Below are 24,275 nucleotides of genomic sequence, written 5' to 3'. Positions count from 1 at the left end.
CCTCCTGCACAGGGGACGTCGGGGCCGGTGCGGGTTTCTCGACACCACGCGCGAAGTTCTTTCGGATTCACCCGCTGGAGGGGGCGGAACGCGAGGGTCAGTAAAGTTCGGCAGCGTCGCCCCGCGCCTTCCAGCTACCTCTTCCAGCTACCTCCTCCTACCACCTCCTCCTGATTCCTTATTCCTTCTCGCCGCGCCGAACGAGGTCCCGACCGTGTCTGCCGCCCCTCCCCCCGCCGCTCCCCCGCGCCCCGTCTCCGTTGTGGGGATCGGCGCGGACGGCTGGCCCGGCCTGTCCGGTACGGCCCGCGAGGCGCTGCGGGAGGCGGAGGTGCTGATCGGCGGGGCGCGCCAGCTGGACCTGCTCCCGCCGGAGTGCGCCGGTGCGCGGGTGGCCTGGCCGTCCCCGCTGCGGCCGGCCGTCCCCCGGCTGCTGGCCGAGCACCGGGAGCGCCGGATCGCGGTGCTGGCGAGCGGGGACCCGATGTTCTACGGGATCGGGCGGGCGCTGGCGGAGGAGCTGGGCCCGGAGGGGCTGCGTGTGCTGCCGCACCCGTCCTCCGTCTCGTACGCCTGCGCGCGCCTCGGCTGGCCGCTGGAGGACACGGAGGTCGTGACGCTGGTGGGCCGTCCGGCGGCGCGCCTCGCGGCGTCGCTGTACGAGGGCCGGCGCCTGCTGGTCCTGAGCGCGGACGCGAGCACCCCCGCGACGGTCGCCGCACTCCTCACGGAGCGCGGCTTCGGCCCGAGCGGGCTGCGGGTGCTGGAACAACTGGGCGCCGAGGGCGAGGAGTACGTGGACGGCCTCGCGGAGACGTGGGAGCACCCTCCGGGAGACCGGCTGAACGTCATCGCGATCGACTGCCGGGCGTCGGCGGCAGCGGAAGCACTGCGGCTGGGCACGGTCCCCGGGCTGCCGGACGAGGCGTACGAGCACGACGGCCAGCTCACCAAGCGCCACATCCGGGCGGCCACGCTCGGGACCCTGGCGCCCGCGCCCGGCGAGCTGCTCTGGGACGTGGGCGGCGGCTCCGGCTCGATCGCGATCGAGTGGCTGCGGGCGCATCCGTCCTGCCGGGCGGTGAGCGTGGAGCGGGACCCGGTACGGGCGGAGCGGATCACCCGTAACGCGGAACGCCTGGGAGTCCCCGCGCTGGAGGTCGTCACCGGGCCGGCCCCGGCAGCCCTGGCCGGGCTGGAGGCGCCGGACGCGGTGTTCATCGGCGGCGGCCTGACCGCGCCGGGTCTGCTCGACGCGTGCTGGGAGGCGTTGCGGCCGGGGGGCCGGCTGGTCGCGAACACGGTGACGCTGGAGTCGGAGGCGCTGCTGGCCGAGCGGCACAAGGCGCACGGCGGCGAGCTGGTGCGCCTCGCGGTGGCCCACGCCGTCCCGGTCGGCGGCTTCACCGGCTGGCGCCAGGCCATGCCCGTAACGCAGTGGTCGGTTATCAAGCCCCCGGCTTCCGGGGCACGTTCGCACAAGGGAGATCGATCATGACGGTGCACTTCATCGGCGCGGGGCCGGGCGCGGCCGACCTGATCACGGTGCGCGGCGCCCGCATCCTCGCCGCCAGCCCGGTCTGCCTGTACGCGGGCAGCCTGGTCCCGGTGGAACTGCTGGCCGAGTGCCCCGAGGACGCCCGCCTGATCGACACGGCGAACCTGGACATCGAGCAGATCACCGCCGAGCTGGTCCGGGCCCACGCGGACGGCCACGACGTGGCGAGGCTGCACTCGGGCGACCCGTCGGTGTTCAGCGCGGTGAACGAACAGATGAAGCGCCTGGACGAGGCGGGGGTCCCGTACGAAGTGGTCCCCGGAGTCCCCGCGTTCGCCGCGGCGGCGGCGGCACTGAAGCGCGAGCTGACGGTCCCGACGGTCGGCCAGACGGTCATCCTGACCCGCATCGCGCAGCGCGCCACGGCCATGCCGGAGGGCGAGGACCTGGCGACACTGGGCCGCAGCGGCGCCCTGATCGTCCTGCATCTGGCGGCGAGGTACGTGGACCGGGTGGTCGACGAACTGCTCCCGCACTACGGCGCGGACTGCCCGACGGCGGTGGTGGCGATGGCGTCCCGCCCGGACGAGATCATCCTGCGGGGCCCGCTGGACTCGATCGCCGGCCAGGTGAAGGCGGCGGGGGTGATCCGGACGGCGGTCATCATGGTGGGCCGGACCTTGGGCGCGGAGCAGTTCCGGGACAGCCACCTGTACGCGGTGGGGCGGGACCGGGGGGAGAGCTGAGGGGTGTGCGGAGCACGCGCTACGAGGCGGGCGCGGGCTTCTTCCGGCAGGACCGGCACGATGAGACGGGTGTCGGCGTCGACGACGACCTGGTGCTTCGTGGAGTATCGAATGGTCCTTCGACCGCTTGGCCGGCCACCGTCTTCCCACCGTGTGGTCGCGGTGGGAAGCCCACTCCTCCGAAGGGCGACCTCCTATGAGTTCGACGCACGGTATCGAAGTCCCCGACGCCCTGGTGGCGTCGTACACGAGGAACGGGGGCACAGAGGAACGCGCCTGGATCGCCCGGCTGCCCGCACTCGTGGCGGAGCTGCTCGACCGATGGGAACTGGAGCGCGACGGCGACACCAGGTCCGGTGAGGCTTCACTGGTGGTGCCGGTGCGCCGCACGGACGACGCCCGCGCCGCGCTCAAACTCCAGATGCCCCGCGAGGAGACGACCGCCGCGCTGATCGGGCTGCGGGCGTGGAACGGCGACGGCATCGTGCGGCTCCTCGACCACGACCCGGAGAGCAGCGCCATGCTGCTGGAAAGCCTGGACGGCTCCCGCACCCTGGCTTCCGTCGAGGACGACGACTTGGCCATGAACGCCTTGGCCCGACTCATGGCCCGGCTGCATTCCGTCTCGGCGCCCGAGGGCCTGCGCGGCCTCGGTGACGTCGCCCGCGACATGCTGGCGTCCGTGCCGGCGGCCGTCGCCGCCCTGCCGGACCCCGAGGACCGGCGGCGTCTGCACGGCTGGGCGTCGGCAGTCGACGAACTGGCCGGCGAGCCCGGCAACCGGATGCTGCACTGGGACCTGCACTATGACAACGTGCTCGCTGCCGAGCGCGAGCCGTGGCTGGCCATCGATCCCGAACCCCTCGTCGGCGACCCGGGTTTCGACCTGTGGCCGGCGCTGGACACCGGCTGGGAGAAGCTCGACGCCACCGGGGACGCTCCCCGGGTGGTGCGGCGCCGCTTCGACCTGCTGACCGAAGCGCTCGGGCTGGACCGCCAACGCGCGGCCGGCTGGACCCTGGCCCGGCTGCTGCAGAACACGCTGTGGGACATCGAGGACGGGCGGACCACCATCGCCCCCTCGCAGACCGCCGTGGCCGATGCGCTGCCCCGCCACTGAACAGGCTGGTCAGTCATGCCTGCCGGTCTCCGTCCGCCGGCCGTCGGCCATCTCGATCAGGGCGAGCACCGCGGCGTGGCGGTCCTCCTCGACGCCCCGCGGTTGGGCCTCGTCCGGCGTGGCACCGGTCTGGATGAGGCTGTGCTGACGATCCGTCCAGTCACGCAGGACGGCGCGGGCCTCGTCCGGCGTGGTGTCCATCGCCGCTGCGACCTCCGCCCAGGTGGCCCCGAGCAGGATGGCCTCACGGATGTCGCCCCCGCGGCGGGCAGTGAGGTCGCGCCGGATCGACTCCGACAAGGCGAGCACGGCCAGCACGTCGTCGGCACCTCCCCGCTCGACCAGGTCCGGGAAGTCCGCGGGCAGAGTCCTGTTCATCAGCCGGTCGACGTGCTTGACGCGCTTTTCCATCTGCCAGGAAAGCGGGATCCGACCGCCGGCGGTCTTGCGGACGTCGTCCGGGCGCCGGACAGCCAGGCCGTTCCAACGCACGTACTCGGGTGTGTTCACGTGCTCCTCGCCTCATGACAGCTGAGATGGTCGGGGCCTTCGGGGCCTTCGGGGCCTTCGGGGCTGTACAGGGCGCGTGCGAAGTCGGTGAGGGCGTGGAAGTCGGTCTCGCGAAGCGTAGTCACCCTCCACGTGCCCGTGCCCGGCGGCGAACAGGTCGCTGCCGGGCACGGGTAAGGGGCCAAGCCCCTGGTGACGCCTCGCGCGTCAGCCCTTGATCTCGATCTCGCCGTTCTTCGAGGTCGACGCGTCCGCCTCCGGGGCGTCCGAGGTCGCGGGAGCGGGCACCGTGCCCACGCGGCCCTTCAGGTTCTGGAGGAGGGACGCCATGTCCACGCCCGTCGTCGAGGTGAGCAGCTCCATGCCCTGCGCGACGTTGTCGGTGACCGTGCGGGCCAGCTGGCTCGCGCCGTCCGTGGAGATGACCGTCATCTTGTCGATGGCGCTCAGCGGCTCGGAGGCCTTCGCCACCACGCTCGGGAGGACCTCGACCAGCATCTGGAGGACGGCCGCGTCGCCGTACTGGGCGAACGCGTCGGCCTTCTTCCGCATGGCCTCCGCCTCGGCCGCACCCTTGGCGGCGATCGCCGCGGCGTCCGCCTCACCCTCGATGCGGACCGCGTCGGCCAGCGCCGAACGGTGCAGCTTCTCGCCCTGACCGGTCAGGCGCGAGCGCTCCGCGTCGGCCTCGGCCTCCTTGACCTGGGCGATGCGGCGGGCCTCCGCCTCCTGCTCGGCCTGGTAGCGGGCGGCGTCGGCGGGCTTACGGACCTTCGTGTCCAGCTCGCGGTCGGTCAGCGCCGCCTGGCGCTCGGCGACCTTCTCCTGCTCCTGGAGCACTTCCTGCTGGCGTGCCGCCTCGGCGAGCGGGCCGGCGGCGTTGGCCTTGGCGGCCGCGGCTTCCGTCTCGGCCTTGATCTCGGCCTGCTTCAGGTAGTACGTCCGCTCGGCGATGGCGATCTCTTCGGCCGCCTTCAGCCGGGCCTGCTCCGAGGCCCGCTTGGCAATGGCCTCGGCGATGTCCGCCTCCTGCTTGGCGCGGGCGGCCTCCGGGCGGCCGAGGTCCTCCAGGTAGGAGCCCTCGGTGGTGATGTCCTGGATCTGGAAGGCGTCCAGGATCAGGCCCTGGCCGGAGAGGCTGGCCTCGGCCTCCTCCGCGACCTGTCCGGCGAACGCGGCCCGGTCCCGGATGATGTCCTCGACCGACATGCGGCCGACGATCGCGCGGAGCGCGCCGGAGAGCACTTCCTGGGTGAAGCCGACGATGCCGTCCTGCTGCTGGAGGAAGCGCTGGGCCGCGGCGCGGATCGCGTCCTCGCTGCCGCCGACCTTGACGATCGCGACGCCTTCGAGGTTCGACTTGACGCCGCGCAGGGTCACCGCGCCGCGCACGGCGATCGGGATGTGCCGGCTGGACAGGTCGAGGGTGAACTTCTGCTGGACGAACGGCACGACGAAGACGCCGCCGCCCACGACGACCTTCTGGCCGCTGTTGTCGATGCTGGTCTGTCCGGTGACCGGATCCGTCGACTTCTTGCCGCGGCGGCCGGTGATGATGAACGCCTCGCTGGGCCCGGCCACTTTGTAGCGCGTGATGACGACGAGGCCGAGCAGAACGAGGAGTACGACGATGCCGATGACGGCGATGACTACTGGACTCATGTGATGTGTCCCCCCTGCCTCCCGTGGGGGACGGCAGATTGTTGTGGAGCGGGGTGGTGCTGTGGAGTTGACCGGTGCGGTGTGCTGCGCAACGGTGGGTCGTCAGTGGGGATCAGTGGGATCAGTGGGGATCGGTGGGATCAGTGGGGTTACGTGGTCAGCGTTCCACCGGGCGGACCGCGACCGACGTGGTCGACAGCGCCTCTTCCACCCAGATCTCGGTGCCGCGCGCGACGGGCGCGGCCGACTTGGCCGAGTACTTCACGGGCTGACCGCCCAGTCGCAGCAGCACCTCGCCGTAACCCTCGGCCGGGATGGCCGTCACGACGGACCCCGAGGTGCCGATCAGGTCGGAGCCGCGCGGGGTGGCGTCCGTCTGGTCGCGCATCAGGGCCTTGCTGAGTCTCCAGGTGAGCCAGGCCGCCACCAGGCCCGCGGCGACGCCGATGACCGTGGCCACGAGCGTTCCGGCGCTCGTCGAGCCGAGCACGATCGCTCCGCCGAAGCCGAGCATCGAGATGAAGCCGGCGATCACCGGAAGCGACAGCAGTCCGTCGAAGAGGCCGTCGAGCACCCCGTCGAAGAGCCCTTCGAGGATCCCGCCGAAGATCAGGGAGAGCGCGAGCAGCACGATCCCCGCAATGCCGAGACCGAGAAAGATGGTCACGCGATCACTCCCCTGTTGCTCCCGCTGCCGACTTCCCCCGAACGTTTTCCGTCGATCTGGCTGGATGATCCCATACAGCACCTACTTCGGTCACTGCCGGATTCCGGCAACCTTTACGCGTCTTTGATGCCGGACAGGCGGTCCGTGAGCGTGGTGAGCGACTGGAACGTCGCACCGAGCAGGGCCACGTGTTTCCAGCGCAGGACCCCGTCCGGGCCGATGAGGAAGACCGCCCGCCGCACCCCGATGCCCGGCGCGGAGACCCCGTACGCCCTGGCGGTCTCCCGGCCGTCATCGGCCAGCAGCGGCATGCGCAGCCCGAAGGAGCGGGCGAACGACTCATGGCTGTCCACACCCTGTGGACTGATTCCCCAGACGTCGGCGTCGAGCCCCTCGAAGGCCTCCATGCCCGAGGAGTACGAGCACAATTGCTTCGTGCAGACGCTGGTGTTGTCCCCGGGGTAGAACGCCAGCACCACGGAACGGCCTCGGGCGGACGACAGCCGGTAGTCGGCGCGCTCGAAGGCATCGCCCGAAAGGACCCCGCCCGGGAGGGTGAAGTCCGGTGCGGGGCTGCCGAGTTGAGGGCCTGATGCCATGGGAGGCTCCTTCGCTGTCATATACGGGGATGGTGCCGGGGGCACGGATGGTTCCGCGATCGTGACCGTACAGTGGAGGGCACCGGGCCCCGGTCGAGCCGGCGGCCCGGCGGACCGTCGGCCCGGCGACGGCGATCCCTCGATCCGGCGATCCGGTGATCCGTACGCCCATCCGGAGCGGCCTCGGCGCCGAATACGGGGAGAGGGGGCAGCACGCCCCGCACCCGCACCTGGAGGTACGCGTGGCCCAACGACCGCCGTCGGCAGCGGTTCTCGTTCTGCACGGGGGGCGCGAGAGCGGTACGGGACCCCCGCCGTCGGGGCTGCTGAATCTGCCCGGTACCCGGATGCGTCCCTTCGTCCGGGCCCTCGCCCGGGCCGCCCGCGCGGCCGGCGACGACATCCTCGTGAGGCAGGTGCGGTACGTCCACCGGGGCTGGAACGGCACCCGCGCGGACCCCTTCCACGACGCCGTGGCCGCCCTCGACGCGCTGCGGGAGGAAGCGGGCGAGGAGCTGCCGGTGGTGCTCCTGGGCCATTCCATGGGGGCGCGCGCCGCCCTCCGCGCCGCCGGGCATCCCCTGGTGCGGGGTGTCGTCGGGCTCGCCCCCTGGTGTCCGCCGGGGGACCCGGTCACCCAGCTCGCGGGCCGCGACGTCGTCCTCGTCCACAGCAACCGGGACCGGATGACCAGCCCCCAGGCCAGCCAGTCCCTCACCGCCCGGGCCCGTCGCGCAGGAGCCCGTAGCTGCATGGTCACCGTCCGGGGCGGCGACCACGCCATGATCCGCCGGGCCGCCGCCTGGCACCGGCTCACCGTCGCGCTGGTCACCGGACTGCTCGGTTCCGGCAGTCTGCCGGGCCCGGTGGCCAAGGCCCTCGCCCTGCCGCCCACCGCCGAGGCCACTGAGGGCACCCTCGACCTGGACACCGATCTCGGCCCCGGCCCCGGCCCGTTCCAGGACCGGGCGGGCGCCCCGCGCTGACCGGCCGCGCTGAGGATGCGGTACGTGAGCGGGCGGCCGACGATGGAAGCCGGGAGAACCGACGACGGCGGGAGGCATGCTCTTGCAGGCCGACACGTGTGACGACGGGATGCCGTCGTCCTTCGACCCGAGGACCGTCGCGGCCCTGTTCGACGGGAACCCGGCCGCCGTCGCGGTCCTCGACCACGATCTCCGCTACACCTACGTCAACCCGGCGCTCGAACGGCTCAACGGCCTCCCCGCCGGCTCCCACATCGGGCGGAGGTTCTTCCAGGTGCTGCCCGGGCTGCGCGGTCAGGCCTCGGCCCTGCGCGCGGTCCTGGCCGACGGAAAGCCCCGCGAGGAGACGCTTCACGGGCAGACCTGGGCGGCGGACGGGGCGGACGACGCGGACCAGCGGTTCTGGCGTGCCACGTACAGCCGGCTGGACTCCGACGGGGCGGCGTGCGGTCTGATGGTGATCGTCGTCGAGATCACCGACCTCACCCGGCAGCGCGAAGAGCTGGAGCAGGCCCGCGGCCACGTCGCCCTCCTCAGCACCGCCGCCGTCCGGATCGGCACGACGCTCGACATGGACACCACCTGCCGGGAGCTGGCCGCGTTCGTCGTGCCCGACTTCGCCGACGCCGCGGCCGTCGACGTGTTCCCGTCCGAGGTGGGCCACTCCGTACGCCGTCCGGTGCCCGGCGTCATGCGGCTCCGGCGGGCCGCGGTGCGGGGCGACGGCGAACTCGACGAGCAGGTGCAGCGGTTCGGTCACCCCGGGGAGTACATCGACTTCGCGGCGGACTCCGCGGTGACCCGCTGCCTGGCGGAGAACGAGCCGGTCCTCGACGGCTGGGAGGACCACAGCAGCGGGCGCAGCGTCGTCACCGCGGACCGGATCGCCGCCTCCCGGGCGCTCGGGCTGCGCGAGGCGCTCGTCGTCCCGCTCGCCGCCCGCGGCCGGCCGCTCGGCACGCTCAGCCTCGTCCGGGCCGACGGCTCACCGGCCTTCAGCGACCAGGACGTGGCCGTTGCCCGTGAACTCGCCGTCCGGGCGGCCGTCGACCTCGACCACGCCCGCCGCTACGACCACGAGCACAGCATCGCCCGCGAACTCCAGCGCTCCCTGCTCTCCGAGCCCTGGGGACCCCACCCGCACGTCGAGATCGCCACCCGCTACCTCCCCGCCGACGAGGGCGTCCTGGTCGGCGGCGACTGGTTCGACGTCGTGCCGCTCAAGGACGGCCGGCACCTCAAGGCGATGGGCGACGTGATGGGCCACGGGGTGGAGGCGGCCGTCGCCATGAGCCAGTACCGCTCGCTGCTGCGGCTCCTGGCCGGGGACGACCTGCACCCCCACCAGATCCTGGAGCAGCTCGACGGCATGGTCGAGCGGTCGGGCCTGGACCGGGCGGCGACCTGTCTGCTCGCGGTCGTCGACCGGTTCGGCGGGGTGTGCGAGGTGGCCAGCGCGGGCCATCTGCCCCCGGTCTTCATCGACCCCGCTCCCGCCGGTGCCCGGCTCGTGCCGGTGCCGGTGGGGCCGCCGCTCGGCACCGGGTTCGGCGGGTACCGGACCGCGTCCGTGCCCTGCGGCCCCGGGACCGTGCTGTTCATGTACACCGACGGCCTGGTGGAGCGCCGGGGCGAGGACATCGACGTGTCCGTGGGGCGGCTGGCCTCGCTGGCCCTCCCGCCGGGCGGGCATCTGGAGGACCTGCTGGACCAGGTGCTGGACCGGTTCGGCGATGACGCGGAGGACGACATCGCCGTGCTGGCCTCCCGGATCCGCGAGGGCCCGCCGGTGGTGCGGCCGACCCCTCCGGAATGACGAGTGGCGGAGCGACGGACCGGGCTGCTGTGCCGGGTCAGCCCAGTCCGAGCCCCGTGATGCCGTACAGGCCGGGCCGGTGCTCAGGCCGCTTCGGGGTTCTTCCGGCGCCGGCCGCGCAGTTGGCGCAGTACGAGGGCGGCCGAGGTGATCAGCGGCAGCAGCCCCGCCACCGCGTCGGCGGTGTTCAGCTTGTCGTGCGAGCCCTTGGCCCGGCGGACCTGCTTGGACGCCCTGATGACCGCGAGCGCGCTGCTGCCCAGGCTCAGCACGAGCCCGGCCTTGCTGCCGCGCAGGCCCTTGGCGGGCGCGGACCGGTTCTTCGCCATCGGAGGTACCTCCAGCCTGCGGGCCGCCCCCGTTCGCGGGCCGCCCTCCCCGTACACGTAACCGGGTGTCCGCCGCCCCCGCAAACGGGACGGTCCGCGCGGACGCCGCGCCAGGCCCGTCCCGCCGTGGCGCCCCGGCGCCATCCCTCGTTCACACCACGTCCGCACGGGGGTCGTCGCGCCTTGCGATCGTCCCTGCGGAAGACCATCACGCGGGAGGGGACGTACATGAACGGATCCAGGGCGAGGGCACGGATGCCTCGGAGCGGGGCGCTGCTGCTGGCCGGGGCGCTGGCGGCGGGCACGGTCGTGGCCGGTGCGGGCACAGGAGCCGCCGCCGCGGACCCGTGCGCCGGAGGCGGGCCGTTGCCGCGCGTCTGCGCTCAGCCGGGGGAGCTGATCGACGTCCGGCTCGGCGAGCTGCACCCGACACAGGCCGTACTCGGCTTCGACCAGGTCTTCTACAAGCTCGGCCGGTACGGCGGCGAACGCGACGAGGCGGCGGGCGACGTCAACAAGCGGTTCGACGACTGGTGCGAGACCAACGGCCAGGAGGAGGCGGCCACGGCCGGTCCCGGCGCCCGGCTGGACGACCCGGCGAGCTTCTCCTGCACCGTCCCGGTCGGGCAGGAGACGGCCGGGACGGTCGAGGAGATGAAGACGGCCGTCGTCGGGCCGGGCGGCAAGCTGTACCTCACCGACGGGCACCACACGCTGACGTCTTTCCTGGAGGGCCCCGACGGCTCCGCCGACCTGCGCATCCGGCTCCGCGTCACCGACAACTTCAGCTCCCTGTCGACCCCGGCCTTCTGGCAGCGGATGACCGAACAGAAGAAGGTGTGGCTGCGCGACGAGAACAACCGGCCGCTCGGCGTCGACCGGTTGCCGGACCGGCTCGGCATCACGCACTTCCGCGACGACCCGTACCGCAGCCTCGTCTACTTCACCCGGGACATCGGTTACGAGGTTCCGGACGGGGCCACGGAGTTCCTGGAGTTCGCCTGGGGGGCGTGGCTGCGCGGCGAGCACGACACGAGCGCGTACGACCTGACGGCCCCGGGCCCGTACCTCGACCTGGTGAAGGGCGCCTCGAAGTCGATGGCCGCCCTGGACGCCGACGCGGTCGTCGACGACGGGAGGACCGCCGCCCAGCTCGGCCGGATCGACGCGTGGAACGGCGGCAAGAAGGAGACCGGCGGGGAGTTCGCCAAGCTGGCCAGGCCGCTGAGCGACCCCAAGCCGGGCAAGCTCGCCGAGGCCCTCGACTACAAGGCCCGCGTCCTGCCCGCCCCCGCCTGCACCCGCACGGTCACCGGCCCCCGCAACGGACCGCTGACCGTCACGAGCGGCGTCACCTGCCTGGACCGCGCCGCCCAGCGCGGCCCGGTCGTCGTCCGCCCCGGAGCGGCCCTCGTGGTCACCGGCTCCACGGTGGACGGCCCGCTCCAGGCCGACCGGGCGGCGGCCGTCCACCTCTGCGGCTCGCGCGTCGAAGGCCCGGTCTCCGTGAGCCGCACCGCCGGTCCCGTACGGGTGGGGGGTCCGGGCTGCACCGCGAACACGGTCGTCGGCCCCGTCGTGCTCACCGGCAACACCGGCGGCGTGCTGTTCGCCGCCAACACAATCACCGGCCCGCTGGTGTGCTCCGCCAACCGGCCGGGCGTGGACGACACCGGCCGCGCGGGCCAGGTGGGCGGACCGCGCACCGGGCAGTGCGCCGCGCTCTGACCCGGTGACGCCGGCCCGGACGCCGTCGCACTCGGCTCGGAAGGATCGGACTCAGACGAACACGTACGCCACCGTCGTCGCCGCGCCCAGGCCCGCGCCCGCCACGGTCTGGGCGACGGTGTGGTAGCCGAGGGCGACCCGGGACCAGCAGACCGCCGTCGTCACCGTGTAGGCGGCGATCCACCAGGGGGAGTGCACGACGGCGAGGAGGGAGACGGCCGCCGAGGCCACCGCCGAGTCGACCGAGATCTTCCACACCGTGTTGACGGCCAGCAGCCCGATCGTCATCACCCACAGCGCGAGCATCGCGACGAGGATGCCGGTGGGCGCGTTGCCCAGCACCATCACCACCGAGCCGGCGCCGATCGAGCCCAGGATCACGAAGAAGATCGGCGCCCGCTTGGTGCGGTCCACCACATGGCGGTCGCCCCAGGTGCCGCGCCCGCGCTCCCACTCGATGTACCCCGCCGGTATCAGTCCGGCGCAGAGTGCCCCGAGGAAGCCCCAGAGAAGTCCTGTCCAGTCACCCGCCGCCGCGAGGCCGATGGAGAGCATGCCGGCCAGCAGGACGTTGCGCGGCTGGAGGGCGTCGGTGACGGTGCGCGCCACGGAGGCCGTGCGGGCGGAGGCGGTGGGGATCCCCTCGCCGGTGGTGGTGCCGGTCATGCGCTCGTCTCCGTCGTGCGGGTGGTTCCGGCCGTCGCGGCCGCGAGGACGGCGCGGGCGCGCTCCTCGTCGACCGTCCGGTACGCGGCGGCGACCCGGACCAGCCGGGCCACCTCGCCGTCCTGGTCCGCCGCGTGCTGCGCGGCGACCGTCGCGGCTGCTCCGGCGGGCGCGCCGGAGTCCTTCGCGAGGAGGGCGGCCCGGATCCAGTAGGCGTCCGTGAGGGACTCGGCCCGGCGCGGGTCGTCCGTGTCGCGGGCGGCGGCCCTTTCGGCGGCGTCGAGCAGCCCGTCGGGCACGTAGTGGCGCAGTTTCTCGGCGGCGTCCGCGATGTCGGCGGCCCAGCGGTCCACCCGCAGGTCGGCCGGGACGTTGAACCGGGTCAGCTCGCGGGCCAGCGGGGCGGGCGGGTCGAACGGCTGGTCCGGGAACGCGGCCATCAGCTCGTACCAGAGGGCGTGCAGCCGGACCTGGGCCCGCCACAGCCGGGCCCGGCGGGCGCCGGCCGCGAAGGCGGGGACGGACGCGCCGAGGGCGAAGAAGGCGAACAGCACCAGCTGCGCGGCCTCGGTGACCTGGTCGAACCGCAGGGCGAACGCCTCGCTCGGCTCGTCCACCACGCTGATCCACAGGAAGAGGGTGCGGCTGACGGTGTAGCCGACGCCGATGAACATCGCGAACGTCATCATCCCGAGCCCGATGCGCAGGTGGCGCCGCCGGGTGTCGAGGGTGGCCAGCGCCCACTGGAAGGCGCACACGGCGGACGCGGCCCCGAGGTAGAGGTAGAAGACGCTCATGTAGAGCGTGGCGCCCCACTCCCCGGCGTGGTCGGAGACGAAGCGGTCCGAGGGCTCGGAGCGGTCGACGACGGTGAAGAAGAGGACGGTCAGCAGGATCAGCGTGGCGACGGAGGCCTTGGCCGCCAGCTTCTGGACGAGCCGCGCGAACCGTACGTGGCGGGGGACCGCGCCCGCTTCGGGGTAGCTGCCGTAGATGGCCACGATGTAGCTGAGGATGGCCAGAATTGCCACGGTGGCGGTGTAGTGCTTGATGAGGACGGCGAGGTCGGTGACGGCGCTGTTGTTGAGGCCGATGCGCACCGCCTCGGTCTTCGTCCACAGGGCGATGGCGAATCCGGCGTAGCAGCCCCACAGGGCCCGGCGTCTGCGGTCCTCCTCGTCGCCCCACAGGGCAGCGGGCATACGCCACAGGGCAACGGCCGTCATCAGGCCGGCTATCAGGTAGCCGGCGAGATCGAGGGGGGTCACGGCGGTGTTCGTCCTCGAGGTCGGGAGCGCGGGGCGGGGGCCCGCGGGTGGGCAGGTGGCACGTGTCAGGCGTCGCCGGACCGTCTTCCGGGAAAGAGACCGCGCCGTCGGTGGGCCACCGGGCGGGACAGGGAGTTGTCCAGCCGCCCCACCATGTCATCGGTGGTGAGATCCCGCGCCATCCGGGGGATCAGGGAGGCACCGAATTCGGCCATGCGTTCGTCGTGTGTCGCGTACTGCGCTCGGGCCTGGACGGTGCCGCCGCCGGAGGCGAAGGACGCGGCGGCGGCCGGAGAGATCATCCGGGCGATCAGCGAGGTGTCGAAGACCGGGAGGAGGGCCCGGAGCTGTTCCGCGTCGAGCGTCGTCCCGTGGTCGAACCACTCGTGGCACAGCTCGTGCAGGATCACGTGCTGCGTCTGGTAGGCGGTCGGCCGACGGCGGTAGAGGACGAGGCTGGTGCCGCCCGCCTTCAGGCGCAGTCCGCAGGCGGCGTTGACGCGGGCGAGGCGGTCCGGCATCTCGTGCAGCCGGATCGTGCGCCCGCTCGCCTCCTCCATGTTGGCGACGAGCCCGTCCAGCGTGAAGGGAACCGGGATGGGCAGGTCGGCGAGCCCGGCCTCGCACTCTTTCCGCAGTTTCCGCAGGGACATGACCAAGACGCTACGCTGCCGGACCCGCCGGGCGGTGGTTCGCGGCGGAATCGTTGCCGCCGCTTTCCCCCTCCGGCCCGTCCTTCTCCCGGGCCGCGTCCTCCAGCAGGGACAGGGCGAACCGCAGCAGTTCCGGCGGAAGCCCGTCGTCGTCCAGACCCCGGCCGGCCAGGCCGCTGATCTCCCCGGTGCGCCGCTTGGCCAGGAACTGGAGTCCGGCGACGACGTCGTCGACGACCTCGGACTCCTCCTTGAAGAAGCGCCAGTCCACGCCGAACCCCAGGCCGAGGGCCTTGAGGATGTCCTCGGAGGGCTGGGTGACCTTGCCGGCCAGGATGTTGGAGAAGTAGCTGTGCGACAGCGAGCCGCCGCGGTCGCGGACCAGCTCGGCGAAGACCCGGCCCGAGATCTTCTGGCCGGGGAAGGTCTTCTCGACCATGTACTCGACTTTTTCCCGCAGTGAGCCGAGGCGGGGGAGCTCGTCCGGGCCGGGGGGTTCGACGGGTTCCGGACCGCGTTCGTCGCCGTCGTCCATGGCCATCCGGGCCTCCACGATCACCTCGGAGTCGGAACTGAGCTTGCGCAAACACTCTACGTCACTGTTAACTCGAAAAAACACGGGCAGGGGACCACGAGGGGAGTCCCCTGCCCGTGAATGATCCTGTGCCCCGCGGCGCCCGGAGCGGGCTCCGGACACCGGACAGGGGTGTAGCCCTTCACGACGGGGGATGCGTGAAGGGCTACGCGTGCATTATGGCCCCACGGTCCTCCCGGCGACAACTGACCGGTCGGTCAGTGATCCCCGGGGGTGTGTCCGCCGTGTCCTTCCCCAGGGCCCAAATCTGTTCCAGCCGCGATAGACATGGCCTTGCCGGGCGATTAGGGTTTCTTGTGCAGTCACGTGAAACAGGTGTACGCAGCAGAGGCGCACCCCGCAGGCGGGCGCCGCCCGGCTCCTCCGGTCGCGCGTGACGGAAGAGGTGCAGATGCCCCCGGAGACCCCCTCGCACGCCACCGACCGGCTCGACGACGACGATTACCCCGCCTACACGATGGGGCGAGCCGCGGAGATGATCGGTGCGACGCCGGGGTTCCTCCGGGCGATCGGCGAAGCCCGGCTGATCACCCCGCTGCGGTCCGAGGGCGGCCACCGCCGCTACTCCCGCTACCAGTTGCGCATCGCCGCCCGCGCCCGCGACCTGGTCGACGCCGGCACGCCCATCGAGGCCGCCTGCCGCATCGTCATCCTGGAGGACCAGCTGGAGGAGGCGCTGCGCCTCAACGAGGAGCTGCGCGGCCGGCCCGCCCGCTCCGGCGGTCCCGCCGAGCGCTGACGGGTGCTGACGGGTGCTGACGGGTGCTGACGGGCGCCGCGCCGCAGGTCACGCGGGGTGCCGCGCGACCCCGGGGAGATATCTGCATTCGTCAGCACAGAATTTCGCGCAATGCGCGATGAGGCTTTTCTCTTCCCGGTCTGTTCCGACACGGCCGGTGATATTAGGCACCCGCCTCTCCCGGCCCCCTCGTGCTAGTGTTGATCTCAGTTGCAGTTGTGGTTCCCAAAAACTTCAAGTGTTCTTGCCGGTCGGATGTCGGCGGGCACACTTTTGTATTTCCGGTGTACTTCCGGACGGGGTAATCATCGCGGCGACGTTGGGTCCGCACAGTGTGGGCCCGCGGGCTCTGCCCCTAAGGAGATATGACATGGCTACTGGCACCGTGAAGTGGTTCAACGCGGAAAAGGGCTTCGGCTTCATCGAGCAGGACGGCGGCGGCGCCGACGTCTTCGCTCACTACAGCAACATCGCCGCCTCCGGCTTCCGTGAGCTGCAGGAGGGCCAGAAGGTGAACTTCGACGTCACGCAGGGCCAGAAGGGCCCGCAGGCCGAGAACATCACCCCCGCCTGATCACTCAGGTAGTACTGCGCAGCTGGGGCCCGCACCTTGGGGTGCGGGCCCCGGCTCGTTGTCGTTTCCGGGGCCCGCTCTGCGCGCCCCCCGACGAAGCCGCGTCCGGTGCTCTGTTTCCCGGCGGCCGGGCTTCGTTTTCTTTTGTCATTTCATCGGCTCGTTCTTGCGATTCTGGGTGCCGTTCACGGTCGCTTCCCGAAAAAGAATCCCTCGATACGTGCCCCATCGAGGAAAGGTTCTAGATGAACCGCGAACGCACGCCCCGCTCGAACGACCGATTCTCCCGCACCCGCTCCGGCGGCGCTGCCCCCCGTTACTCCGGTGGCGGCGGCGAGCGCCGCGCCGCGGGCTTCGGCGGCGGACCCAAGCGCTCCGGCGGCTCCGGCGGCTCCGGCCGGTCCGGTGGCTACGGCCGCCGCTCCGCCTCCGGCCTCAAGGGCGAGTTCGCCCTGCCGGTGACCGTCACCCCGGCCCTCCCCGCCGCCGAGACCTTCGGCGAGCTGGAGATGCCCGCACCGCTGAAGGCGGCGCTGGTCGCCGAGGGCATGACCGTGCCCTTCCCGATCCAGGCGGCCACCCTGCCGAACTCGCTGGCCGGCCGGGACGTCCTGGGCCGCGGCCGCACCGGCTCGGGCAAGACGCTCGCCTTCGGTCTCGCGCTGCTGGCCCGCACCGCCGGCCGCCGCGCCGACGCCAAGCGCCCGCTCGCCCTGGTCCTCGTCCCCACCCGGGAGCTGGCCCAGCAGGTCACCGACGCGCTCACCCCGTACGCCCGGTCGCTGAAGCTGCGCATCGCCACCGTGGTCGGCGGCATGTCCATCGGCCGCCAGGCCAGCGCGCTGCGCGGTGGCTCCGAGGTCGTCGTCGCGACGCCGGGCCGTCTCAAGGACCTGATCGAGCGCGGCGACTGCCGGCTGGACCGGGTCACCATCACCGTCCTCGACGAGGCCGACCAGATGGCCGACATGGGCTTCATGCCGCAGGTCACCGAGCTGCTCGACCAGGTGAACCCGGACGGGCAGCGGATGCTCTTCTCGGCCACCCTGGACCGCAACGTCGACCTGCTGGTGCGGACGTACCTGAAGGACCCGGTCGTGCACTCCGTCGACCCGGCGGCCGGCGCCGTCACGACGATGGAGCACCACGTCCTGTACGTCCAGGGCGCGGACAAGTACGCCACCACGACCGAGATCGCGGCCCGCGACGGCCGCGTGATCATGTTCCTGGACACCAAGCACGCGGTGGACAAGCTCACCGACCACCTCCTGCACAGCGGGGTCCGGGCGGCCGCACTGCACGGGGGCAAGTCCCAGCCGCAGCGCACCCGCACCCTGGACCGTTTCAAGACCGGGCACGTCACGGTGCTGGTCGCCACCAACGTGGCGGCGCGCGGCATCCACGTCGACAACCTCGACCTGGTCGTCAACGTGGACCCGCCGAGCGACCACAAGGACTACCTGCACCGCGGCGGCCGTACCGCCCGTGCCGGGGAGTCCGGCAGCGTCGTCACGCTGGTGCTGCCGAACCAGCGCCGCGAGATGACCCGGCTGATGGCGGACGCCGGGATCACCCCGCAGATCGCCCAGGTCCGCTCCGGCGAGGCCGAGCTGAGCCGGATCACCGGTGCGCAGGCGCCCTCCGGCGTCCCGGTCATCATCTCCGCCCCGGCCAAGGAGCGCGGCAGCAGCCGCGGCGGCGCGTTCATGGGCCGCGGCACCAAGCGCGGCGGCAGCGGGGCTCCGGCCCGGGGCCGCCGCCCCGGCGTGCCGACGCCCGAGGCCCGTGCGGCCGCGACGCAGCGCCGGAACAACCGCGCCGCGTGATCCGTGCGGCCGGCGGTCCGCCGCCGGCCGCCCCGCACGCCCGGCAATCCCCCCGCCGGCGCGTGCACCGGGCCCCCTCGCCCGGGCTCCCTTACGTCTCCTCCGTGCACTCGACACGTCCCCGTGCACTCGACCCCTGTTGAGGAACCATGCGCTGTGTCATCGCCCGCTTCCCCTTCGATCTGTTCAAGAACGAGGTGGAGGACTCGATGAAGGGCATCAAGCCCGAACCCGTGACCGGCGACGCGGTGGTCATCAGCCGCCGGGTCTACCCCGTCAAGCAGGTGGGTGAGGTCATCACCCGCCAGGACCGCCGGGACTTCAGCTCCGCCGAGGTGGTCCGGGCGCTGTCCAAGCTCGGCTTCACCTGCCGTACCGCCGAGTCGGCCGTGCCGGCTCCGGCCCCCGCCCGTACCCCGCTGGAGACGGCCTCCGCGCTCCTGGGGACTCCGGCCGAGGCGCGGAGCGAGGCTCCCGAAGCGGTGTCCGCACCCCGGGCCGACGGGGTCTGAGACCTGCTTTTCCGCCCCGCGACGCCGACTTCGGGTGTCGCGGGGCGTGCGATGATCGCCGTCATGATGAGGAAGCTGATCGCGTTGGGCGTGACAGTGGCGGCCTTCATGCTGCCCGCCACCGCCGCGTACGCCGACGAGACACACACCGACGCTCACAACGGCCCGCAGATAGCCCTGATCTCGACGGGCCAGATCGACGATCCGCTGGAGGACGTCCTGGAGCACGTCGCGGTCCTCGGCCACAACATCATCGTGGACTGAACTCTCCCCCGCGACCCCCTCCGGCTCCCGGCCGTTCGGCGTCTCAGGACGCGCGGGCGGCCGGTGTTCTCTGCCGGGCCCACTCCATGCGCGGCTCCAGCAGCGGACGCAGCAGCCACCGAACCGGGGGCGTGCACAGCAGGGTCATGATGACGACCGCCCCCAGGGTGACGGCGACCGTGCCCATCGTGGTGTCGAAGAACGGGTCGTCGTAGAAGCCGCCGTACTTCAGGCTCCGGACGACGAAGCCGTGGAGCAGATACCCGTACAGCGTGCAGGTGCCGAGCGTGGTCATCCAGCTGCGGCCCCGGGGCACCCAGGCGAGGAAGCACACGCCCAGCACGATCGCGGCCAGGAACAGCAGGACCGTGGTGGTCGGGCCCGTCCACTCGGAGACGCTCAGCACCTCGGTGCTGTTCTTCCGGAAGAACCACGAGGTCGAGATCCGGGGCACCAGCCAGTACGCCAGCAGCATCCCGGCCACGAACACCGGCACCGAGGCGACCCGCACCCAGGTGGAGCGGAGAGCCGTGAAGTGCTCCGGGCGCAGCCGCAGGCCGAGCACGTAGAACGGCAGGAACTGCAGGATGCGCTGGATCTGGAGACTTCCGTCGGCGGCCGGTGACACCGTCGCCAGGGCGGCGATGGCGAGGGAGACCAGCACCGGGAAGCGCACGGTCTGCCACAGCGGGGTGGAGAGCCGCCAGAGGAACAGGGCGGGCAGGAACCACAGCAGCCAGTAGGGCTCCAGCAGCGAGAGGGCGTACTCCGGCTCGCGTGTCGCCCGCTCGAAGAGCGTGTACAGGGTCTCCAGCAGGACGTAGGGCACCAGCAGACCGGTGACCAGCTTCCACACCCGGTCCGGCCGCAGCTCGAAGTTCCGCGAGAAGTAGCCCCCTATCAGGATGAACACCGGCATGTGGAACGTGTAGACGAAGGTGTACGCGGCTTCCACGAGGCGGCCGGGGGGCAGGGGCTCCCAGGCGTGTCCGATCGCCACCAGCACGATCGCCAGGTACTTCGCGTTGTCGAAGAAGTGGTCACGGCCGTCGGGCGGTGGCGTTCCGGTCGCCGGGGCGCCGGCAGCGGCGGTGGGGCGCGGCTGCTCGGAGGTGAGGGGGGGACGCATCCTGACACCCTAGAACGGTGCCCTGACCCTCTGGAACGCGGAGGCGTTCCCTCCCTTTGCTATGGCGTGCGTCACGTCCGTTCGGGTGGGTGTGGGGGCGGGCCGGAGGACCTTCCGGGGGGTGACCCCCACCCCGGTTCACCAGGCTCCCCCATGGGCGGCGCGTCCCGGTTCAACAAGGCTGTGTCCATGACGACTTGGAGCCGAAAGGCCTTACTTCTCACCGTCTCGGCCGCCGCGGCCGGCACGCTGACCGCTGTCGGCGCGCCCGTGGCGCACAGCCGCCCGGCGGGCCCCGCCGCGCCCCCGCTCAGCTGGGGGGCCTGCGACCCGATCCCGGGGACGCCCGCCCTCGACGGGCAGCAGTGTGCGACGCTCCGCGTTCCCCTGGACTACCGCGCCCCCGGCGGGCGCACCGTCGACGTGGCGGTCACCCGCCTGCGCACCGACCGGCCCGAGGCCCGGCGCGGCACCCTGCTGGTGCTCGCCGGCGGCCCCGGCGGCTCGGGGGTGCAGCGCCTCGCGCAGAAGGGCGAGGCGCTGCGGACGGCGACCGAGGGGGCGTACGACCTGGTCAGCCTGGACCCGCGCGGCGTCGGCGGCTCCACCCGGGCGACCTGCGGGATCCCCGAGGCGGACCGGCACATGGTGACACTGCGCGCCTGGCCCGCGGCGGACGGCTCGATCGCGGAGAATGCCGAACGCGCCCGCCGCACCGCCGAGTCGTGCGCCCGCAACGGCGGCCCGGAGGTGCGTTCCTTCACCACGCGGAACCAGGCCCGCGACATGGACCGGCTGCGCGCCGCGCTGGGCGAGCGGAAGCTGTCGGTCTGGGCCCACTCGTACGGCAGTTACGCCGGGGCCGTGTACGCGCAGGAGTACCCGGACCGCGTCGACCGGCTGGTTCTGGACAGCGTCGGCGACCCGGACCCGACGCGGGTGGCGTACGGCTGGATGGCCAACGTGGGCCCGGCCGTCGCCCTCCGCTTCCCCGACTTCGCGGCCTGGGCGGCGGACCCCGCCCGGGAGGCCGAGGGGCTCCGGCTGGCCCGGCGTGCCGAGGACGTGGAGCCGTTGTTCCTCGCGCTGGCCCGGAAGCTGGACCGGCACCCGAAGGAGTCGGGGACCCCCGGCGCCCCGTTGACCGGTAACCGGCTGCGGCAGGCGCTCCACGGCAGCCTCAACAGCGATACCGCGTTCGCGCCGCTGGCCCGGCTGATCCGGGCGGCGCAGGATCCGGCGGGCCGCCCGGTGCTGCCGCCGGAGCTGACGGGCGCGATGCCCGACGAGGACGCGACGCTGACGATGGCCGTGGTCTGCAACGATGTGCGCTGGCCGGGGCCGGACTCCGGGTACGCCCGCCGGGTCGCCGCCGACCGGGCGCGGTATCCGCTGACGGCCGGGATGCCCGTGAACATCTCCCCGTGCGCCTACTGGAAGTACGAGGAGGAGCCGAGGCCCACCCGGATGACCGACGAGGGTCCCTCGAACGTCCTGATGATCCAGAGCCTGCGCGACCCGGCCACCCCGTTGGCCGGGGCCCTGAAGATGCGGGCGGCGCTCGGCGAGCGGGCCAGGATGGTCACCGTCGAGCAGGGCGGGCACGGGATGTACCTGGGCAACGGCAACGCCTGCGGCGACCGGGTGGTCAGCGACTTCCTGGTGACCGGGAAGCGCCCCGCCAGGGATGCCCACTGCCCGGACTGAACCGGCGGCCCCGAAGGGTGCAGAGGGTGCAGAGTGCGCAGAGGGTGTCATAGCGGCTGCTTTCGGGGTGTTCCTTGCTATACACGAGCGATGGAGCACCCCGGGACTCTTGTCCTGATCATGGCCCTGGCGGTTCTCGCCCCGCTGCTCGGTTACGCGACCGGGCGGTGGCTGCCGGTCCCCGTCGTCATCTTCGAGATCGTCCTCGGGATCCTGGCCGGGCCCGATGTGCTCGGCTGGGCCCACCACGACCACGTCATCGACACCCTGTCCGACCTCGGGCTCTCGATGCTGATCTTCCTGGCGGGTTACGAGATCCGGTTCGCCGAGGTCCGCGGGCCAACCCTGCGCCGGGCCGGCGGGGCGTGGGTCCTCTCGTTCGCCGCCGGGCTCGGCGTGGCGCTGCTGCTCAGCGGGGCGGACCTGGCGAAGAGCCTGGTCATCGGCACCGCGCTGACCAGTACGGCGCTGGGCGCGGTGCTGCCGATCCTGCGGGACTCGGGGCGGCTGGAGGGGCGGTTCGGGTCGGTGGTGATGGCGTTCGGGTCGGTCGGGGAGTTCGGTCCGATCATCGCGATGGCCCTGCTGTTCAGCGGCCGGAGCCCGGGGGCGGCGGGCGTGGTGCTGGCCGTGTTCGCGGTCGTCACGGCGGGCGCGGTGTTCTGGGCGATGCGGCCCCGGCCGCCGTGGTTCGCCCGGCTCATCGCCGTGACCCTGCACTCCAGCGGCCAGTTCGCGGTCCGCTTCGTGATGCTGATGCTCGCCGGGATGCTGGGCCTCGCCCACGTCTTCGGCCTGGACACCCTGCTCGGCGCGTTCGCCGCCGGGATGCTGACCCGGCTCGTCCTCCAGGGGGCGGTGCCCGAGCGCAGCGGGCAGATCCTGGAGCGGATCGAGGCGATCGGCTTCGGCTTCCTCGTGCCGTTCTTCTACATCGTCACGGGCATCGACTTCGACCTCGCGGCGCTCCTGGACGACGGACGCCCGCTGCTGCTCCTGCCGGTCTTCCTGCTGCTGTTCCTGCTGGTGCGCGGGGTCCCGGCGTATCTGCTGGCCCCGCACGACCTGACCGGGCGCGGTCCGCGGGCCGCGCTCGGGCTGTTCTCGTCCACCTGTCTGCCCCTGGTGGTCGCGATCACCGCGATCGGCCTGGACGAGAAGGTGATCGGGGCGGGAGAGGCCGCCGCCCTGGTCGCCGCCGCGATGGTGTCGGTGCTGGTGTTCCCGCTGCTGGCGTTCCGGCTGCTGCGCCGGGAGGAGGGCGACGGGGGCAGGGCCGTCCCGGGCCGGACGGCGGAGACCGGGGAGGCCTGGTGAGGCCTGATTCGGATGAAGCGCCCCCGCCGGTGGCCTGTCACCCGAACGGCCCGCTCCTCTGCGAAGCCGGAGGCCGGGCCGCAGGGTGGAGTGCATGTGGTCCCGCCGAATCGTCCTGGGCGCTCTGGTCCTGCCCCTGGCCCTCCTGGTGTTCGGGGACGGCCCGGCGTTCCGCGCGCCGGGGACGGAGCTGGCCTCCGGGCCCCGCCCGCCGCGCGGACTGCCGCAGCCGGCCGTCGTCAGCCGCCGGGAGTGGCACGCTGACGAGGAGCTGGTCCGGGAGGGGCCGCACTACACGGGCGCGGCGCGGGCGGTGTTCGTCCACCACACCGGCAACCCCGGCGACTACGACTGCGCGGACGCGCCCCGCCTGATCCGGGGCGTCCAGGGCGACCACATCCGGCAGGACGGCTGGGACGACATCGGCTACAACTTCCTCGTCGACCGCTGCGGCACCATCTACGAGGGCCGCGCCGGCGGCGTCGGCCGCTCGGTGCTCGGGGCGCACACCAAGGGGTTCAACACCGACACGGTCGGCATCGCGGCGATCGGGAACTTCGGCGCGGGCGCCGAGGTCCCGAAGCCGATGATGGACGCGCTGGTGAAGCTGGCCGCCTGGAAACTGCGGCCCGGGGCGGATCCGCTGGGCATGGTCGACCTGGTCTCGACGAACGACGAGAGCCGCTTCGACGAGGGCCAGGTGGCCCGGCTGCACGTCATCTCCGGGCACCGCGACAGCTTCGAGACCCGCTGCCCCGGCGACGCGCTTCACGGGCTGCTGCCCGAGCTGCGGGAGCGCGCCGCGAAGCTGCGCGCCGCCGCCCCCGGGCACTCGGCGACGGCCCGGCTGCGCCCGTACGTCTGAGCCCGTAGGTCTGAGCCCGTACGGCTCGGTTACCGGGCGACGAACTGGGTCAGTATGGCCTGCACCTCGTAGATGTCGACGCCCTTGGTGAACGTCTTCTGGAGCGGGGTCGCGCTGCCCGAGATCCAGATCTTCAGCTCCGCGTCGAGGTCGAACGTGCCGGCCGTCTCCACGGAGAAGTGCGTGATGCTGCGGTACGGCACGGAGTGGTACTCCGTCTTCTTGCCGGTGATGCCCTGCTTGTCGACGAGGATCAGCCGACGGTCCGTGAACAGGATCGTGTCGCGAATCAGCAGGAACGCGGCGTGCACCTGCTCGCCCTGTCCGAGCAGCCGCGCGTAATCCTGATGGGCGGTGGCCGGATTGATCGTGTGGGCGTTGCCGAACAGTGCCATGAGGTCCCCGTTTCTCGGTGTTTCTCCGTCGCGTGTTCTTTCGCGTCGTACTGGAGTACGTGTGCGGTGGGGTTCTGGTTCCCGGGCCGGACCGGCCCATACCT

Annotated in this window: 25 protein-coding genes; 14 read left to right on the top strand and 11 right to left on the bottom strand. The window is 72.4% G+C overall.

The genetic code is table 11. The annotated features are described in order from the left end of the window. Positions 1-214: 214 nt before the first annotated feature. The 3 genes from cbiE to N7925_RS17015 all read left to right on the top strand — a co-directional run bounded on the left by cbiE (position 215) and on the right by N7925_RS17015 (position 3,364). Positions 215-1,498, top strand: coding sequence for a precorrin-6y C5,15-methyltransferase (decarboxylating) subunit CbiE (gene cbiE / locus N7925_RS17025; protein ID WP_274344348.1), 1,284 nt, complete (start codon positions 215-217; stop codon positions 1,496-1,498). Continuing rightward, positions 1,495-2,244 carry a precorrin-4 C(11)-methyltransferase gene (cobM, locus tag N7925_RS17020; RefSeq protein WP_274344347.1) on the top strand — a complete coding sequence of 250 codons (750 nt, stop codon included), beginning with the start codon at positions 1,495-1,497 and terminating at the stop codon, positions 2,242-2,244. The genes cbiE and cobM overlap by 4 nt, the downstream gene beginning before the upstream one ends. Before the next feature lie 196 nt (positions 2,245-2,440). After that, positions 2,441-3,364, top strand: a complete 924-nt coding sequence (locus N7925_RS17015) for an aminoglycoside phosphotransferase family protein (protein ID WP_274344346.1) — start codon at positions 2,441-2,443, stop codon at positions 3,362-3,364. Between the two features lie 9 nt (positions 3,365-3,373). Here N7925_RS17015 and N7925_RS17010 read toward each other — a convergent pair whose 3' ends face one another. The 4 genes from N7925_RS17010 to N7925_RS16995 form a co-directional block, all read right to left on the bottom strand. Continuing rightward, positions 3,374-3,874, bottom strand: a complete 501-nt coding sequence (locus tag N7925_RS17010) for a hypothetical protein (RefSeq protein ID WP_274344345.1) — start codon at positions 3,872-3,874, stop codon at positions 3,374-3,376. Between the two features lie 207 nt (positions 3,875-4,081). Continuing rightward, complete coding sequence (locus N7925_RS17005) at positions 4,082-5,536, bottom strand: flotillin family protein (RefSeq protein ID WP_274344344.1); 1,455 nt, start codon at positions 5,534-5,536, stop codon at positions 4,082-4,084. A 157-nt stretch (positions 5,537-5,693) separates the two neighbouring features. Then, positions 5,694-6,203 (bottom strand): NfeD family protein, encoded by a 510-nt coding sequence (locus tag N7925_RS17000; protein ID WP_265600448.1) that lies wholly within the window; start codon positions 6,201-6,203, stop codon positions 5,694-5,696. Positions 6,204-6,316: 113 nt separating this feature from the next. Beyond that, positions 6,317-6,802, bottom strand: a complete 486-nt coding sequence (locus N7925_RS16995; RefSeq protein WP_265600447.1) for a peroxiredoxin — start codon at positions 6,800-6,802, stop codon at positions 6,317-6,319. A 242-nt stretch (positions 6,803-7,044) separates the two neighbouring features. Here N7925_RS16995 and N7925_RS16990 point away from each other — a divergent pair, with 242 nt between their 5' ends. Both N7925_RS16990 and N7925_RS16985 read left to right on the top strand, forming a co-directional pair. Next, on the top strand, positions 7,045-7,788 hold the full coding sequence (locus tag N7925_RS16990) for an alpha/beta fold hydrolase (protein ID WP_274344343.1): 744 nt from the start codon (positions 7,045-7,047) through the stop codon (positions 7,786-7,788). 76 nt (positions 7,789-7,864) lie between these two features. Further along, on the top strand, positions 7,865-9,604 hold the full coding sequence (locus N7925_RS16985) for a SpoIIE family protein phosphatase (protein WP_274344342.1): 1,740 nt from the start codon (positions 7,865-7,867) through the stop codon (positions 9,602-9,604). A gap of 83 nt (positions 9,605-9,687) precedes the next feature. Here the strand turns inward: N7925_RS16985 and N7925_RS16980 are convergent, their stop codons facing one another. Next, positions 9,688-9,933 (bottom strand): hypothetical protein, encoded by a 246-nt coding sequence (locus tag N7925_RS16980; RefSeq protein ID WP_274344341.1) that lies wholly within the window; start codon positions 9,931-9,933, stop codon positions 9,688-9,690. A 228-nt stretch (positions 9,934-10,161) separates the two neighbouring features. Here N7925_RS16980 and N7925_RS16975 point away from each other — a divergent pair, with 228 nt between their 5' ends. Next, entirely contained in the window at positions 10,162-11,661 is a 1,500-nt protein-coding gene (locus N7925_RS16975; RefSeq protein ID WP_274344340.1) for a ParB/Srx family N-terminal domain-containing protein, read from the top strand. Positions 11,662-11,712: 51 nt separating this feature from the next. On the opposite strand, the gene N7925_RS16970 is transcribed toward N7925_RS16975, so the two are convergent. From N7925_RS16970 to N7925_RS16955, 4 genes are all read right to left on the bottom strand, one after another. Beyond that, positions 11,713-12,327 (bottom strand): hypothetical protein, encoded by a 615-nt coding sequence (locus tag N7925_RS16970; protein ID WP_265600444.1) that lies wholly within the window; start codon positions 12,325-12,327, stop codon positions 11,713-11,715. Further along, entirely contained in the window at positions 12,324-13,595 is a 1,272-nt protein-coding gene (locus tag N7925_RS16965; RefSeq protein WP_274344339.1) for an MAB_1171c family putative transporter, read from the bottom strand. The genes N7925_RS16970 and N7925_RS16965 overlap by 4 nt, the downstream gene beginning before the upstream one ends. 65 nt (positions 13,596-13,660) lie before the next feature. Beyond that, a complete protein-coding gene (locus N7925_RS16960) occupies positions 13,661-14,248 on the bottom strand; it encodes a toxin (protein ID WP_265600442.1) in 588 nt (195 codons plus the stop codon). Between the two features lie 10 nt (positions 14,249-14,258). After that, on the bottom strand, positions 14,259-14,834 hold the full coding sequence (locus N7925_RS16955; RefSeq protein WP_265600441.1) for a hypothetical protein: 576 nt from the start codon (positions 14,832-14,834) through the stop codon (positions 14,259-14,261). Between the two features lie 400 nt (positions 14,835-15,234). Between N7925_RS16955 and N7925_RS16950 the strand changes: the two genes are divergently transcribed. The 5 genes from N7925_RS16950 (at position 15,235) to N7925_RS16930 (ending at position 18,758) form a co-directional block, all read left to right on the top strand. Continuing rightward, on the top strand, positions 15,235-15,582 hold the full coding sequence (locus tag N7925_RS16950) for a MerR family transcriptional regulator (RefSeq protein WP_265600440.1): 348 nt from the start codon (positions 15,235-15,237) through the stop codon (positions 15,580-15,582). Positions 15,583-15,952: 370 nt separating this feature from the next. Further along, a complete protein-coding gene (locus tag N7925_RS16945; RefSeq protein ID WP_015609674.1) occupies positions 15,953-16,156 on the top strand; it encodes a cold-shock protein in 204 nt (67 codons plus the stop codon). A 245-nt stretch (positions 16,157-16,401) separates the two neighbouring features. Next, positions 16,402-17,982, top strand: coding sequence for a DEAD/DEAH box helicase (locus N7925_RS16940; RefSeq protein WP_265600439.1), 1,581 nt, complete (start codon positions 16,402-16,404; stop codon positions 17,980-17,982). Positions 17,983-18,131: 149 nt separating this feature from the next. Beyond that, a complete protein-coding gene (locus N7925_RS16935; protein WP_219611204.1) occupies positions 18,132-18,494 on the top strand; it encodes an SCO5918 family protein in 363 nt (120 codons plus the stop codon). Between the two features lie 51 nt (positions 18,495-18,545). Further along, entirely contained in the window at positions 18,546-18,758 is a 213-nt protein-coding gene (locus N7925_RS16930) for a hypothetical protein (RefSeq protein WP_416222903.1), read from the top strand. Between the two features lie 43 nt (positions 18,759-18,801). Here N7925_RS16930 and N7925_RS16925 read toward each other — a convergent pair whose 3' ends face one another. After that, positions 18,802-19,887, bottom strand: a complete 1,086-nt coding sequence (locus N7925_RS16925) for an acyltransferase family protein (RefSeq protein WP_265600437.1) — start codon at positions 19,885-19,887, stop codon at positions 18,802-18,804. A 189-nt stretch (positions 19,888-20,076) separates the two neighbouring features. Between N7925_RS16925 and N7925_RS16920 the strand changes: the two genes are divergently transcribed. The 3 genes from N7925_RS16920 to N7925_RS16910 all read left to right on the top strand — a co-directional run bounded on the left by N7925_RS16920 (position 20,077) and on the right by N7925_RS16910 (position 23,776). After that, positions 20,077-21,594, top strand: a complete 1,518-nt coding sequence (locus N7925_RS16920; protein WP_274344338.1) for an alpha/beta hydrolase — start codon at positions 20,077-20,079, stop codon at positions 21,592-21,594. Positions 21,595-21,684: 90 nt separating this feature from the next. Continuing rightward, the gene (locus N7925_RS16915; protein WP_265600435.1) at positions 21,685-22,911 is read left to right on the top strand and encodes a cation:proton antiporter; all 1,227 of its coding nucleotides are present in this window, start codon (positions 21,685-21,687) and stop codon (positions 22,909-22,911) included. Positions 22,912-23,005: 94 nt separating this feature from the next. Further along, positions 23,006-23,776, top strand: a complete 771-nt coding sequence (locus N7925_RS16910; protein WP_274344337.1) for a peptidoglycan recognition protein family protein — start codon at positions 23,006-23,008, stop codon at positions 23,774-23,776. Positions 23,777-23,805: 29 nt separating this feature from the next. Here the strand turns inward: N7925_RS16910 and N7925_RS16905 are convergent, their stop codons facing one another. Beyond that, positions 23,806-24,171, bottom strand: a complete 366-nt coding sequence (locus tag N7925_RS16905; RefSeq protein ID WP_265600433.1) for a PH domain-containing protein — start codon at positions 24,169-24,171, stop codon at positions 23,806-23,808. Positions 24,172-24,275 lie beyond the last annotated feature (104 nt).

It is taken from the genome of Streptomyces sp. CA-278952 (assembly GCF_028747205.1).
Classification (GTDB): Bacteria; Actinomycetota; Actinomycetes; order Streptomycetales; family Streptomycetaceae; genus Streptomyces.
The sequence above is the reverse complement of the archived record's forward strand: the minus strand, read 5'-3'. Positions and strand labels throughout refer to the sequence as shown.